Here is a 13,888-nt window from a genome sequence, read left to right on the forward strand (position 1 = left end):
AAGCCACCGAAAGGTGGCTTTTTTTATGTCTGTTGATAAAAAGGCGTGAATTGCTTATTTCATGATGAGTTTGTTGGTTTCTTAGTTGTCACTGTTCAAATGGACTGGATTAGTCTGCTGCATACATGCAATCTTTGTTTTGTATAATAGTGCTTCGTCTTTTAACTGTAAGCTGGCTTGTAGAATATTTTGAATACACAATTTTTAAAATTCATCTGAATCAATGCTCCTATGCTTGATATATTCCGTTAAGCAAGGACATAGCTATCTAAAGTTGCATATCTTTTATTCAACAGAAGTTATATTTTAAACGCTTCTCTGTAAGCGAAGATGAAGATGAACCTGATTGCGCATGAATCCCACTTTTGGGAACTTTACCAAGATTTTGAGCATTATTATCTGAGTATAGCAGTCGATATGAGTTCAGTGGTGTCGTGTTGGGACTTGGTGCTGACTTCAGAAGAAATATTACAATATGAACATCGGGGTCGCGCGAGTATTAAGGAGCTGACCAAAGCCATGATTGAAGCAGCTTATAAGGGTGATTTTTCAATGATGGAAGCACGTTTAGCCAAGCCATATGAGCGTCATGCGATGCAAAAGGCTTTTAAAGAATGGTTAGCACAGAGCAAAACTCAGGAACAGTCTTCGTTTTGATGAGGTATGAGTTCAAAGCATTGTTTTAAAATTATTTTAAAAAGCTCTGACGCAATTGGCTGAACATCATGCGGCTAACGGTATCATGCTGCGTCTCAATCAGCTTTTTGATTTGTTCAACCTGAGGCTCATCTTCAGGAATCACAATCTCGGGATCGATTTCGATATCCGAATTTGACACGGTAGTGGATGGTTGCGTAAGTAAATTTGAAGATGGGTGTTCGGCATGCCAAAGCTGTGTTTCGAGTGACATGATGTACTTATATTCATCGGTATTGGGGTTAAACCGCTTATATAGCCTTAGGTCTTGCATTGCATCTTGACGGCTTCGATCAGGCATATCTGTTTCGACTTCCAACCATTCAGAGATAACTGGATGAATTTCATGTTGCATCAGTTGGTAATAAAGCCAATCACTGAGCAGGCTATGATCGATGTCAGACAGATAAGGGCTGTTGTGTTGCAGCAATTGTTGTAAGTGTTCGAGAACCAAAATTTCTTGCTTTTGTAAAGCATAGCGCGCTTCAGCATCAAATTGTTGGTATTCTTCGGCTGGAATTTCAGTGAAATGTTGTTGTTCAACGAAGGCATCTACAATATGCGTTTGAAATAAGGTATTCCATTGCTCTAGCACATGAATTTCAAGCTGTTGTAGCTCTTTAAACGCTTTGGTTTGATAGCGAGTGAGCTGAAGGCGTTGAATATTTTGCTGGTTGAACTCAATTTTTTGTTTGATGTATTCTGCATAAGCGCCTTGTTGTTTAGGGCTGACAGGGCTTGCAACATCGACCAAAAGTAACTGCTGCTGTTGTTTGTATTTGAGCCAGTCCTGAATACGTTGAACTTCTTTATGCTCTTTAGAAAAAAACTGGGTTAAGTGTGGCGTGGTTTTTTCAGGCATTAAAAAGTGCATCCCGCCAAAGACGATGATTGCTAAACAGGCGATCACAAGAATGACTTTTTTCATTATAAAAATGTTTTTCTGTGTTTCTTATTTGTACATGGTAGCTTAAAAATGAGAAATAGTTAATGTTTTTTCATTAAAGCTTCAAATCTGTATGGGTGAAATTGAAAATTCACCTTGCCCGAGAATACGAACTTTATACAGTGCATCAAAGCCTTCAGCATAGTGTGGAGGTTCAAGCTTTTGAGCGGTGGCTCTGATCCCGACTTCAGGAATGCAGGCTTTACCTTCACGTAAGTGGTTGCGTTCAAGTGCACCTTTAAGCTCAGTCTCAAAGAAATAGCCTACAATTTCAAAGCCTGCAGCCTGAGCACTAGCAATATAACGGGCACGATCGGCTGGCGTAGGGTTGGTATTATCAATCACCATTTTGGTTTTGGAGGCGAGTCCTGCTTCAAAAATGATTTTTTCACGATGTCGTGTTTTCAGCATATCGAGGTTGATGCGTAAATGGCTATGTGCCAAATTCAGCAGATAATAGCTCGATTTTCCCGAAGCTTGGATGCCCATAAAAATAATCAGCTGCATGTGTGAAATCGTGCCTCAATCAAAGTAGGAGAAAACGGTTGTAGTCATTTTCTCCCACTTTGTTGCTGAAAGCACCAATATTTACATGTCTTAAGATTGGTTTGTGCTTGAGCTATCATTCTCAGCTTGCTGAGGAATCATCATTGAAGCCAATTTCAACATTTCAGATTGAATCGTGCCCATTTGCTGTTGCATCTTTTTAAAGTCGACTTGGCTAAAATCCACTTGTCCATTTAAAAAAGGCGAAGCTAACACTTGTTGGTTGGCAGACAGTAATTTTTCACGGATATCATTGATTTCTTGGGTTTTAAGATTTAGGCCATTCAAGGCATTATTGAAACCTGTGAGCTGTTGTTGTAAAGCTGTCGCGGCGTGTTGCAACTGTTGCTGATCATGCTGTTCAATTGCGGCCTGCAAGTCACTTTGGGTTTCTTGCAGCTGAGTGACGTATTCGCCTGCTTTTAATTGCATATCTGCCACATCACGCACGATATAGAGCATGTTGCCACTTTTCAGTTCAGCTTTGTCAGGGCTTTGTGTATTCGCTGATTGGTGTTGCTCAGACGACTCAGTCTGGATGTCTTGCTGATTCGGCTCTGTTGCTTGCTCACAGCCAATGAGTAGGATGCCTGAACTAAACAGTGCAAAAGGAAGAACCAAGTTTTGTAAAAGCTTTTTCATCATCAAATCAATATTGGGCTATGTGTTTTTTAATATAAGGGCAAAATGTGTAGATAAAATGCTGGGTTTCAAAGTCATAACAAAACTTTTTAAAATAAAAAGAGTGCCGGAGCACTCTTCATTTACAGCAGTTTAACCAGCAATGATTTTAATAATGGAATGATTGCGAATGTCTGTTAGTACATAGTCGCCATTTACTTTAATCCACTGTTGGTTTTTACTCGGTTTGCTGAGTTTTTTGTATTTTTGATGATCTACTTTATAGGCATTGCTATGGTAAGCGCTTGGGAGTTTTTGACCTGCTTTCCAGTCTTGAGATGGACGGTTGGCTTTCTTTACAGTGGCTTGGGTTGGCTGTTGATGTCCATTTGATGTCTGCTGTTGCGCATGTCCGTGTGACTGAGCTGCGTGATGTTGCTGATGTTGTTCTTGTGGTGCTGCTAGTGCAGGAAGGGCAATCAATGCGGTTGAGATAGATAAAATAGCTGCTTTTATAAAGGTATTCATGAGCTTCACTTCGGGTTGTCTTGAGCGGATAGATGCATCATAGAGTGAAGTATTTGATTGATCGTGAATGAAGTGTTGTAAAATTATCAAAATAAAGAAGAAATCTTGAAGATCGAACCGATTCGAGTGTCATTACTCATTTAAAAAAATAAAATATAAGCAGCCGTTAAATTCGACTGCTTATAAACAGCTCTAGGCTTATTTGGCCAATTCAGCATTGATAGCATCGACAATACGCGGATCATTGGCTGTAATGTCCGGTGCAAAACGCGCAACCACTTCGCCATTTTTATTGATTAAGAATTTCTCGAAGTTCCACAGCACTTCAGGTGGTTCGTTCGGTGTTAAACCATAGTCTACCAAGTCTTTCCACCAAGGGCCTTCACCAATGCGTTCAGGCACCGCTTGGGTGAGCGTTTCATATAGTGGATGCTTATCATCCCCAGCAACCGAGATTTTTGAAAAAAGCGGGAAATCCACTTGATAGTTTAAAGAGCAGAATTCTTGAATTTCAGCATCTGAACCCGGTTCTTGTGCCAAGAAATTGTTGGCAGGAAAACCTAGAATCTCTAAACCCTGTGATTTTTTGTCTTGATAGAGTTTTTCTAAACCTTCGTACTGTGGTGTGAGGCCACATTTAGATGCCACATTGACCACCAAGAGAACTTTACCTTGGTATTGATTTAAGTTGATGTCTTCGCCCTGAATGGATTTGACAGGAATGTTATAAATCGAAGTGCTCATTTGCGTGTCCTTATACGATGTGCATTTTATTGTGTTGGAAGCGTTCGACAAAGTCACGCCCATTTGCGGATTGATCGCAACAAAAAAGCAAGCCAAGGCTTGCTTTAAAGAGTAGGGAGGTCATTAAGACACTGGAGCTGCTTTGACTTTCGCTTCCAAAGCCGTTACGTCAGCAATGATCGATTTTTGCAATTCAGTCGTTTTGTTTTGAAGTTCGGTGATTTTCGCGCTATCTGGCGTTGTTTTTGTACTTTCTTTGGTGAGCTCTACACCTAGATCATTGGCGTCCTGCATTTTTTCACGTAAAGCATCTACTTCAGCACTTTTTAAGGTTAAGGCATCTAATTCATCATTAAATTGCTTCACATAGGTTTCTGTTTTTTCAACCATGGCTTTAATTTGAGCGGGATCCTTTTTCTCTAAGGTTGCACTCACTTCTTTTTGAAACTCAACGGCTTCTTGAGCTTTGGCATTCGATAGCGTTTGTACGGCTAACAAATCGGCTTGAATATCGGCAATATTGTTATTGCTATGATTAGCAACGATAGTAGTTGCTTCGGTTGAGGTCGCTTCAGATGCAGACGTCGTTTGTTCAACGGCTGGCTCAGTTCCTTTTTTTTCGCACGCAGCCAAAGTAAGTGTGGCCATACAAACTGTGGTTAAAAGTAACTTTTTCATAACGACATCCTTCTATCGGGAAATATGTTTTTGTAGGCCAGAGTCTAAGAGCAATGACCAATCAATTAAAAAATACGTTCGCTAGAACAGCATCAATAAGATGCAGAGATCGTTGACATTGTTCTATGGTGTTTTTGTAGAGTGAAGCTGCTGAATTGCATCAATTTATTGAAATGTATAATTTTATATTGTCTTAATATTATGTTTTTTATAAATTTTATATTTTAAGATAAATGTATCAATTATGTGTGATACCCAAATGATATTCGAATAAATCATAAAAATGTTTTACCATTCATTTAAATTTTGCAAACAAAAGCTAAACGGGAAAAGAATGAGTACCACACCACAACGTATGTATTGGGCTTTGAGTCTCCCTATCATTGCCGTACTCATTTGGTCGATCAATATTGTCGTCACGCGTTATGTGGCAGATTTCATTTCGCCAGTCAGTATTAGTTTTTATCGTTGGTTCTTTGCCTTCATTCTTTTAACGCCTTTTGTCGTGCGACCTTTATGTCGGCAGTGGGCATTAATCCGAGCGCATTTGGGTCAGTTGGCAGTGCTAAGTGCATTTGGTCTGGTGTTGTATCAGGGCTTAGCCTACACCGCAGCGCACTATACGACCGCGACCAATATGGGACTGATTAATGCCTTTATTCCGATCTTTACCATTTTTGTTTCACTGCTGATCTTAAAAGATATTCCAAATCGTTTTGCGATGATCGGGAGTATTTTATCTTTTGCAGGTTTGGTTTATATCATTGGGCAGGGCAATCTTGCAGGTCTAGTTCAATCGGGTGGGCATTTGGGTGATGTCCTGATGGTGGTTGCGGTATTCTTCTATGCCTTTTATGGGGTGTTTTTGAAAAAGTGGCAATTGCAAATTCCCTTGATGTTGAGCCTCTATGTGCAGATCTTTTTTGCACTGCTTTACCATTTACCTTTTATTGCCTATTTCGGTCTCGATTCAATCAATAGTCAAAATGCGGCAAGTGTCATGTATGCCAGTATTTTCCCTTCTTTGGTTGCACCTTTACTGTGGATGTTGGCCATTACCCATTTAGGGCCGAATCGAACCAGTATTTTCATGAACTTGATGCCTGTCTTTACCGCAGTGATTGCCTATGTTTGGTTGAAAGAGGCGTGGACGGTTTATCATACGGTCGGTGGTGTGGTCATTATCTGTGGTATTTTACTCGCGCAGCGTAAAACATCATCAAAAACGACACCTTTAGCAAACTCGATGGATTGATTTTGATTAAAAAATGATCATTTAAATTATTTTTTTAATAGAATAATTCATTAATAAGTTAATTTATTAATGCTATTTTAGATAATGAATGTATTTAATGTATGCAAAAGCTGATTAAAAATAGGTAGATAATTTGAATTATAATTTAATTATCTCCATTAATCAGCGTTTTAACGCTGTTTTTAATATAAAAAATCTATTTGTTTAGAAAAGCAATTTGCTACATAATACGCGCACTGCAAACTTAGGCCAATGTCAAAACGGGCATTAAGTGTTTGCTCATCAGTTTTCAGACCCTCTGGATGTGATTACACATCCTTTTTTATGCTCAGCCATCCCTATATGGCTGAGCTTTTTTTTGTCTATTTTTCAGTAAAAATCCTGAGAAAGAGCACGCTTTTAGGCACGAACCACTGCGCCAGTTTCGGCATCGAGTATGCGACTCGGTTCTTGGCTCAAGCCTAGGTCACCATTCAGATAATTCACTTGTTGCGCAAAGTAGTGGTTGGCATCTTGTAGTGAACGGGCAGGTGGCAATCCAGCGGGGTTGGCACTGGTGGAGACTATGAAGCCTTGAAAAGCATTGCAAAGCGCCACACAAATCGGATGCGTGGATACTCGTACAGCAACTTTGGGATGATTGCCTTTAATCCATGTCGGAATATGTTCATTTGTAGGTAGCAACCACGTGGTTGCGCGTTCTGATGGACTACGATCACTCCAGCTGTCGATCACTTGTTGACGGATGTGGGGATCTAAATGTTCTAAAAGTGGTTCAACTTGAGCAATTTGCCCAGCCAGTAAAATCACCCCTTTTTCAATCGGGCGTTGCTTGATCTGTAAAATATCTAAAAAGGCCTGTTCGTTATACGGATCACAGCCTAAACCCCATACTGCTTCTGTTGGATATGCTAAAACTTGACCTTGTTTTAAACATTGCGCCGCTTCAGTCACAGAGGTGGTAATCATTACACTTTGTACCTTTTATTGATTCATAAAGGGTTATTGTGAACCTTATTGGCTGGAACGGCAACGCAGATAATTGCCAGCCTGTTGTTGTACGAGCCCCAAAATCTCCAGTTCCATTAACTGGCTAGTGAGTGTGGCAATATCGGTGTTAAGTTTGAAATTAAGTTGATCCATATTTTGTCCCACCCAATCCAGTTGATTATAAAGTTCGAGTAAATTAGATGGGATCTCAATACTAGCGCTTGGGGTGGTTTCTTGTGACTGGGATTGGCTATGCCATTGAGTGGGGAGTGCCAAGTCTTCAATGATTTGTTCAGGATGATCGACCAAAATAGCCCCTTCTCGGATCAGTTGATGACAGCCTTGATGGTGTTCACTGTAAATATGACCGGGGATCGCAAAAATTGTCTTGCCTTGTTCAGCAGCAGATTTGGCTGTGCCAAGAGAGCCACTTTTGAGTGCGGCTTCTGCAACCACAACCCCTAAACTCAATGCACTGACGATGCGGTTGCGTCGTGGAAAATTATGCTGTAAAGGCGGTGTATGTGGTAAAAATTCAGTAATAATACAGCCATTATTTTCTAATATTTGCGTACGCAGTGTTTGATGTTGGGAAGGGTAAGTGAGATCTAAGCCCGTGCCCATCACTGCAATGGTACGTTGATATTTTAAGCCGCCCTGATGTGCCGCTGCATCAATGCCTTCAGCCAAACCACTGCAAATATAAAAGCCCTTTTCGGCGAGGTAATAGGCAAAGTCATAAGCCACTTGCTTGCCGTGTGGACTGGGTTTTCGACTGCCGACGATAGCAACTTGAGGTTGTAATAGGCTTTGTGGATTACCCTGACCAAATAAAATCGGTGGCCGGTCAGAATAGGGCAGCAGCTGCGAGGGATAATGACTTTCAGTATCAAGCAAAATAAAATCACAACTGGCTTGGACGTTATGCAGTAAAGTTTGTAATTTGATTTGGCCAGCAGGTGTTTGGATTTCTGCGACACGTTGTAGATGGCTTTTGTGTAAGCCGAGATTTGGCCAGATCTGAAGATTGGAGGCAGCAACAGCTTTTGTGCTTGTGCCAAAATGTTGTTGTAGTTTTTGAAAGCTTGATAAAGAATGCTGAACCAAATACCACAGGGTGATTGTTGCAATCTGTTCATGTGATAAAGAGTTCAGCATGTGTACACCTTAAGGCAACGGATTATTCATCCACTACAGAGGGAGAAAGTTTCGCGCCCAAGTTCATTGGCAGTTCGCTGTCGAGCACATAAGCATAGCTGACACGGTCAAAGGTTTTAAAGACCATGATGTTGCCGATACGCTCCGTTGGAAGGGTTAGTTTTTCATTGGTTTTCGGATCACGGATTTCTTGACCCTTTTGGCTCACTGAGAACACATAACCCGATTGAACGCCATCCACTGTGCCACGGTCAATGGTTACAACTGAATGCTTCGCAGCTAGACCAATCGAACCTTGAACACGAATCACTTGTCCACCCTCAGTCACATCTTGTGCATGTGTTGGGTAGAACAAGGTTGGAAGCATGGCATCGTATTCAGGCAGTACGCGATAACCACGACGTACTTCAGAATTATACGAATCTGTGATTTCTAAAGTGGACATGTCATTTTCACCACGAATGGCAATGGCTGAAGCAACCTGAGTCAATTCTAGACCTAGATTTTGTTTTTTGCCCTCTGCATCCGTCACAATGTACGGTTCGCCTTCACGGTAAATCGCGTAGCGTTGACCGACTTCAATGCCTTGGCCACGTGCATAAACGGTTTGACCTTTACCTGCAATCACACGCTGATCGGCAGCACCAACGATATACGGTGTACCTTCCAAAGATTCCTCTGAAAGAATAGTGCTGTGTTCAAGCCAGTTTTTAATGTATTCCAGTGGAATGACAGGAATGGCATTGTTTAAAGACTCAACGCGTGCTTGAGGTTGAAGTTTAGTGCCGCCTGTATAACGACGAATGATCCCTTCACAGCCATCACCTTCGTCTTTACCAATAATTGGACGACCTTCATGAGTACACATCAGTAAGCGGTCACCCGGGAAAATCCAATGCGGATTTTTGACGTGTCTATTGCTGGCCCAAATTTCAGGCCAACGCACAGGATTGTTTAGGAAACGTTTAGAAATATCCCACAGGGTATCGCCTTTTTTCACCACATAAACATTCGGTGCATTGGCTTTTAAAGCAGGTGGATTGTAATTTCGTGTAGGTGCAGCTTGAGCTGTTGAAATGACGCCTGCGCCAACACTTACGCAAACCGCAAGTGCTAACATGTGTTGTTTAAACCCCAAGGCACTAAAAGATGGCATGCCCATAAAAACCTTTTTCATTATCATAATTCCTAAAATTATGTATGTAGTTGCGTTATAATAACGATATTACACACATTTTTTTGATCAAGCATTCCCTTCATTTGGTTTTTTGATCAATGGCATAATTGAGGACGCAGTATGGCCTTATTACCTATTTTAAGTTTTCCTGATCCCCGTCTTCGTACCATTGCAGAACCCGTCGAAGAAGTTACTGATGAAATTCGTCAGCTGGCTGCAGATATGTTTGAAACCATGTATGAAGCGCCAGGCATTGGACTTGCCGCGACACAAGTTGATCGCCATATTCAGTTGATTGTCATGGACTTATCTGAACATAAAGATCAACCTTTGGTATTCATTAACCCCAAAGTTACCCCATTGACTGAAGAAACGCAGCCCTATGAAGAAGGCTGCCTATCAGTTCCCCAAATATACGACAAAGTTGAGCGCCCGTCACGCGTAAAGATCGAAGCAATTAACCTTGAAGGTCAAGCATTTGAGATCGAAGCTGACGAACTTCTCGCTGTTTGCATTCAACATGAAATGGATCACTTAAATGGCAAATTGTTCGTCGACTATTTGTCACCACTAAAGCGCCAACGCGCACGTGAAAAAGTGGAAAAATTGACCCGTCAGCGCCAAAAAGACAAAGTGGCTGTAAAACGCGGTTAAGTTTTTTGCTTAAAAATCATCTTTAAAGTGAGCCCAATTTCAATTGGGCTTTGTTATACTGGCCGCGTTCTCAATTCGGATGGAATGGATTGTTTTTTAGAGCTGCGTTGCTACTGTCTTGTGTAGCCGTGTTTTTAAAGATTTCTGTTTTTTTACAGCCTTTACTACCGACGCAATATCAAATTTCGCCGGTCTGTGAAACCATTTCGCGTGCGCTTTTACTCAAACCAGTTGAACATCTCCGTTCTCATGCTGAAAAGCATTCCACACATCATCATGAAATGCAGGCTCAGCATGAACTCAGTTCACAACCTGCCGAACACAATCATCATGATGCAAGTCATCAATGCCAATACTGTACGGTATATGGCAATCTCGTGTTGCCGCCTGATTTAGAGTTAAAAGCGGTACTTGACCGTATTCAAGTCCGTTTAATTGCATTCCAAAAAGCCTTTGTGCATGTTTGGTTTGCACTGCAACAACTCTTCTTACTGCCTCAAGGGCGAGCACCGCCACTGTTTGTATAAACCTAGACATATATTTTTCGGGTCTTAACGGACTCTAGCCTAGTTGTATTTATAGATTCAGTGAGAATAAAAATGGCTCAGCCTACATTCTTTTTACAGCCTCTTGCGGCTGCGATTTCTCTTGCTTGTTTTTCAAGCGTAGTATTTGCCGCTGACGCAGACAGCGCACACATTTTAGCGCCTATCGTGGTGACGGCTCAGCAGGGCAATGATGCCCATGGTCTGATTGTACATGCCGACCCTAAACAACCCACTCAGCCAATTCCTGCGGTTGATGGTGCAGCCTACCTACAAAGTATTGTGGGTTTTAACCAAATCAAAAATGGCGGCGCGAATGGTGACGTCACCTTCCGCGGTATGTTTGGCTCACGTATTAAAATCCTCACAGATGGTACGGAAAATTTAGGTGCATGCCCAAGCCGTATGGATAATCCAGCTTCTTATGTCTCCCCTGAAAGCTACGACAAAATCACAGTCGTAAAAGGGCCACAAACCGTTCAGTATGCGCATACTGGCTCAGCCGCAACCGTTATTTTTGAACGTGAGCCGGAGCAGCTCACTTCCGCGAAACCTTATCGCGGGCAAGCCAGTGTCATGCTTGGCTCTTATGGTCGTTTGGATCAGAATGTTGAAGCCGCTGTTGGTGATGAAACGAAATACGCACGTTTAAATGCCAATCGTTCGATTGCAGATAGCTATCAAGATGGAGCAGGCAATACAGTTCCGTCCGATTGGGAAAAGTGGAATACAGATCTTGCGCTGGGCTGGACTCCAAATGAGGACACATGGGTAGAGCTGAAAGGTGGGAAGAGTGATGGTGAGGCAGTCTATGCTGGACGTAGCATGGATGGCTCTAAGTTTGCTCGTGAAAGTCTAGGTTTACATGTTGAAAAGAAAAACATTGGCGAGGTGATCAAGAAAGTCGAAGCGCAAGTTGACTATAGCTATAACGATCATGTCATGGATAATTTTCGCTTAAGAACACCACCGACAATGACCATGACGATGCATGGTATGCAGATGACTGTGCCAAATAAGATGGAAATGGAAGTAACGCGTCGTACTTTGAATGCGCGTGCTGCAATGACTTCTGAATGGGACAAAGTCAGCCTGATGACAGGAATAGACTCGCAGCGCAATAAGCATGGCGGCAATATGATTATGTATGCTATGCCGAGTATGAATTCTTCCTTTAAAACCAATATGGAATTTGAGTCTTATGGGGCTTTCGGTGAGCTGAGTTATGCATTCAATAATCAGCATAAACTGGTGACAGGTGCACGCGTCGATCAAGCGAAGATCGATAACTTAGCCACAGATACAGAGCGTAAAGAAACCTTGCCAAGTGGTTTTATTCGAATTGAAAGTGAACTTGCAGAGTATGTCAAAACTTACGCAGGATTAGGTTATGTAGAGCGTGTACCTGATTATTGGGAATTGTTTAGTACCAAATACCATCAAAGTACAGGTACGACCTTTGCCAATTTAGAGAATGAAAAAACCGCGCAGTTTGATGCAGGTTATCAATATGAACAGGGTGCATTTAAATCTTGGGCTTCAGTTTATGCAGGTTTGATCCAAGACTATATATTAGTGGCATATACTCCGACAGGTTCAATGGGGCGGTTGGAAGCCAAAAGCCGAAATGTCGATGCAACCATTGCGGGTGCTGAAGCAGGTGTGGCTTACCAGTTCACGGATCAAATTCAAGCGGACATCAGTGCCATGTATGCATGGGGTGAAAATACGACGGATCACACCGCTTTACCGCAAATTGCACCATTAGAAGGGCGTTTCAATCTACGCTATGTGCAAGAGAAATATAATCTCGGTTTGTTATGGCGTGTGGTGGCAGCACAAGATCGTACCAGCTATCGAGAAGGCAATATCATAGGATACGATTTAGAAGACAGCAAAGGTTTTGGAACTCTGTCTTTAAATGGGACTTATAATATCCAAAAAGATCTAGACCTTTCAGTCGGAATAGATAATGTGCTGAATAAAAACTATGCCGAGCATTTGAATAAACTTGGAAGTTCAGGCTTTGGTTATGCTGCAACAGAACAATTCAACAATATTGGACGTAATTATTGGGCGCGTATCAGTCTGAAGTTCTAAATATATTGTAATGATCGGAAACAGCCATTCTAGAAATAGAATGGCTGTTTTGGGTTCTAAGATAGAAATTGACTGAGAAAACAGCATTTTGAGTGGATATTCACCATAAAAAGTAGAAAGAAACAGCGATTTAAATAAAATATTTAAATATTATTTCGATATATTGTTATTTAAATGAATTAAAACAATATATTAAGTTTAATTTGTGCGAATGTGATGGTGCGGTTTAAGGCGCTAACTAGGAAGTAGATAAATTTATTAAAAAATATTTTACATAAATAACAGTAACTTATAATTTTATGAGTTTGAAAAATAAACATGCAGAAATATTTATTGAGAAAAGGTATTGCAAGGGATTAGAAATACTGTAGAATGCACATCCATCGGCGGTGATGTTGATTAAAACTTGTTGAGAAACAAGGATTTAGCCTAAGTGGTAGAATCTGGAAGTCTTGAATAAGTTTAAAAATAATTAACAAAACCAGTTGACTTTCTCTGGAAAGAGAGTAGTATAGCCGACCTAGCTTGCTGGTGACGAATCAGCAAGAAGATCATTAAGAGATTATGAAGAACAACTTGTGTGGATTTTTACTGATTGATCGATCGAAAATATTTCATTGATTGAATGGTAAAAATTACTCGAAGTTTATTTGAGAATATTTGTCAGAAAATTGATGAGCCAAGATTTGTAGCCATAAGCTACTAATGATTTTTAACTGAAGAGTTTGATCATGGCTCAGATTGAACGCTGGCGGCAGGCTTAACACATGCAAGTCGAGCGGGGAAGTATAGCTTGCTATACGACCTAGCGGCGGACGGGTGAGTAATGCTTAGGAATCTGCCTATTAGTGGGGGACAACATTCCGAAAGGAATGCTAATACCGCATACGCCCTACGGGGGAAAGCAGGGGATCTTCGGACCTTGCGCTAATAGATGAGCCTAAGTCAGATTAGCTAGTTGGTGGGGTAAAGGCCTACCAAGGCGACGATCTGTAGCGGGTCTGAGAGGATGATCCGCCACACTGGGACTGAGACACGGCCCAGACTCCTACGGGAGGCAGCAGTGGGGAATATTGGACAATGGGCGAAAGCCTGATCCAGCCATGCCGCGTGTGTGAAGAAGGCCTTTTGGTTGTAAAGCACTTTAAGCGAGGAGGAGGCTACTTAGATTAATACTCTAGGATAGTGGACGTTACTCGCAGAATAAGCACCGGCTAACTCTGTGCCAGCAGCCGCGGTAATACAGAGGG

General features: G+C 41.5%; 14 protein-coding genes and 1 rRNA gene. 6 read left to right on the forward strand and 9 right to left on the reverse strand.

The window, feature by feature from the left end:
• The first annotated feature begins 336 nt into the window (after positions 1-336).
• Positions 337-657: a hypothetical protein gene (locus WH214_RS06045; RefSeq protein WP_339993031.1), complete on the forward strand. Its 321-nt coding sequence runs from the start codon at positions 337-339 to the stop codon at positions 655-657.
• Positions 658-688: 31 nt separating this feature from the next.
• On the opposite strand, the gene WH214_RS06050 is transcribed toward WH214_RS06045, so the two are convergent.
• The 6 genes from WH214_RS06050 to WH214_RS06075 all read right to left on the reverse strand — a co-directional run bounded on the left by WH214_RS06050 (position 689) and on the right by WH214_RS06075 (position 4,759).
• Positions 689-1,624 carry a hypothetical protein gene (locus WH214_RS06050; RefSeq protein ID WP_339421869.1) on the reverse strand — a complete coding sequence of 312 codons (936 nt, stop codon included), beginning with the start codon at positions 1,622-1,624 and terminating at the stop codon, positions 689-691.
• A gap of 81 nt (positions 1,625-1,705) precedes the next feature.
• Complete coding sequence (locus tag WH214_RS06055) at positions 1,706-2,149, reverse strand: AAA family ATPase (protein WP_339421868.1); 444 nt, start codon at positions 2,147-2,149, stop codon at positions 1,706-1,708.
• A gap of 90 nt (positions 2,150-2,239) precedes the next feature.
• Positions 2,240-2,830, reverse strand: a complete 591-nt coding sequence (locus WH214_RS06060; protein WP_339421867.1) for a hypothetical protein — start codon at positions 2,828-2,830, stop codon at positions 2,240-2,242.
• Between the two features lie 132 nt (positions 2,831-2,962).
• Positions 2,963-3,337: an RcnB family protein gene (locus WH214_RS06065; RefSeq protein WP_339421866.1), complete on the reverse strand. Its 375-nt coding sequence runs from the start codon at positions 3,335-3,337 to the stop codon at positions 2,963-2,965.
• A 198-nt stretch (positions 3,338-3,535) separates the two neighbouring features.
• Positions 3,536-4,081 carry a glutathione peroxidase gene (locus WH214_RS06070; RefSeq protein WP_004984048.1) on the reverse strand — a complete coding sequence of 182 codons (546 nt, stop codon included), beginning with the start codon at positions 4,079-4,081 and terminating at the stop codon, positions 3,536-3,538.
• 123 nt (positions 4,082-4,204) lie between these two features.
• Positions 4,205-4,759, reverse strand: coding sequence for a hypothetical protein (locus WH214_RS06075; protein ID WP_339421865.1), 555 nt, complete (start codon positions 4,757-4,759; stop codon positions 4,205-4,207).
• Positions 4,760-5,093: 334 nt separating this feature from the next.
• Here WH214_RS06075 and WH214_RS06080 point away from each other — a divergent pair, with 334 nt between their 5' ends.
• Positions 5,094-6,014, forward strand: coding sequence for a DMT family transporter (locus WH214_RS06080; RefSeq protein WP_339421864.1), 921 nt, complete (start codon positions 5,094-5,096; stop codon positions 6,012-6,014).
• Between the two features lie 399 nt (positions 6,015-6,413).
• On the opposite strand, the gene WH214_RS06085 is transcribed toward WH214_RS06080, so the two are convergent.
• From WH214_RS06085 to WH214_RS06095, 3 genes are read right to left on the reverse strand one after another with little or no spacing between them, the layout of a single operon-like run.
• Complete coding sequence (locus tag WH214_RS06085) at positions 6,414-6,983, reverse strand: L-threonylcarbamoyladenylate synthase (protein ID WP_339421863.1); 570 nt, start codon at positions 6,981-6,983, stop codon at positions 6,414-6,416.
• 45 nt (positions 6,984-7,028) lie between these two features.
• The gene (gene dprA / locus WH214_RS06090) at positions 7,029-8,162 is read right to left on the reverse strand and encodes a DNA-processing protein DprA (RefSeq protein WP_339421862.1); all 1,134 of its coding nucleotides are present in this window, start codon (positions 8,160-8,162) and stop codon (positions 7,029-7,031) included.
• 22 nt (positions 8,163-8,184) lie between these two features.
• Complete coding sequence (locus WH214_RS06095; RefSeq protein ID WP_279741507.1) at positions 8,185-9,339, reverse strand: LysM peptidoglycan-binding domain-containing protein; 1,155 nt, start codon at positions 9,337-9,339, stop codon at positions 8,185-8,187.
• A 120-nt stretch (positions 9,340-9,459) separates the two neighbouring features.
• Between WH214_RS06095 and def the strand changes: the two genes are divergently transcribed.
• The 4 genes from def to WH214_RS06115 form a co-directional block, all read left to right on the forward strand.
• Complete coding sequence (gene def / locus WH214_RS06100; RefSeq protein ID WP_004684452.1) at positions 9,460-9,993, forward strand: peptide deformylase; 534 nt, start codon at positions 9,460-9,462, stop codon at positions 9,991-9,993.
• Positions 9,994-10,082: 89 nt separating this feature from the next.
• Positions 10,083-10,520, forward strand: coding sequence for a DUF2946 family protein (locus WH214_RS06105; protein ID WP_339993037.1), 438 nt, complete (start codon positions 10,083-10,085; stop codon positions 10,518-10,520).
• Between the two features lie 72 nt (positions 10,521-10,592).
• Positions 10,593-12,638 carry a TonB-dependent copper receptor gene (locus WH214_RS06110; RefSeq protein WP_159127008.1) on the forward strand — a complete coding sequence of 682 codons (2,046 nt, stop codon included), beginning with the start codon at positions 10,593-10,595 and terminating at the stop codon, positions 12,636-12,638.
• A 713-nt stretch (positions 12,639-13,351) separates the two neighbouring features.
• A 16S ribosomal RNA gene (locus tag WH214_RS06115) occupies positions 13,352-13,888 on the forward strand; the annotation flags it as partial.

It is taken from the genome of Acinetobacter sp. MYb191, assembly GCF_037572605.1.
Lineage (GTDB): Bacteria > Pseudomonadota > Gammaproteobacteria > Pseudomonadales > Moraxellaceae > Acinetobacter > Acinetobacter johnsonii.

Excerpts from the sequence above, each read along its gene's own strand:
- WH214_RS06050 (WP_339421869.1), bottom strand. The coding sequence starts at position 1,624 with ATGAAAAAAGTCATTCTTGTGATCGCCTGTTTAGCAATCATCGTCTTT.
- WH214_RS06060 (WP_339421867.1), bottom strand. The coding sequence starts at position 2,830 with ATGAAAAAGCTTTTACAAAACTTGGTTCTTCCTTTTGCACTGTTTAGT.
- WH214_RS06110 (WP_159127008.1), top strand. The coding sequence starts at position 10,593 with ATGGCTCAGCCTACATTCTTTTTACAGCCTCTTGCGGCTGCGATTTCT.
- WH214_RS06075 (WP_339421865.1), bottom strand. The coding sequence starts at position 4,759 with ATGAAAAAGTTACTTTTAACCACAGTTTGTATGGCCACACTTACTTTG.
- WH214_RS06065 (WP_339421866.1), bottom strand. The coding sequence starts at position 3,337 with ATGAATACCTTTATAAAAGCAGCTATTTTATCTATCTCAACCGCATTG.
- dprA (WP_339421862.1), bottom strand. The coding sequence starts at position 8,162 with ATGCTGAACTCTTTATCACATGAACAGATTGCAACAATCACCCTGTGG.
- WH214_RS06045 (WP_339993031.1), top strand. The coding sequence starts at position 337 with ATGAACCTGATTGCGCATGAATCCCACTTTTGGGAACTTTACCAAGAT.
- WH214_RS06080 (WP_339421864.1), top strand. The coding sequence starts at position 5,094 with ATGAGTACCACACCACAACGTATGTATTGGGCTTTGAGTCTCCCTATC.
- WH214_RS06055 (WP_339421868.1), bottom strand. The coding sequence starts at position 2,149 with ATGCAGCTGATTATTTTTATGGGCATCCAAGCTTCGGGAAAATCGAGC.
- WH214_RS06095 (WP_279741507.1), bottom strand. The coding sequence starts at position 9,339 with ATGAAAAAGGTTTTTATGGGCATGCCATCTTTTAGTGCCTTGGGGTTT.
- WH214_RS06085 (WP_339421863.1), bottom strand. The coding sequence starts at position 6,983 with ATGATTACCACCTCTGTGACTGAAGCGGCGCAATGTTTAAAACAAGGT.
- def (WP_004684452.1), top strand. The coding sequence starts at position 9,460 with ATGGCCTTATTACCTATTTTAAGTTTTCCTGATCCCCGTCTTCGTACC.
- WH214_RS06070 (WP_004984048.1), bottom strand. The coding sequence starts at position 4,081 with ATGAGCACTTCGATTTATAACATTCCTGTCAAATCCATTCAGGGCGAA.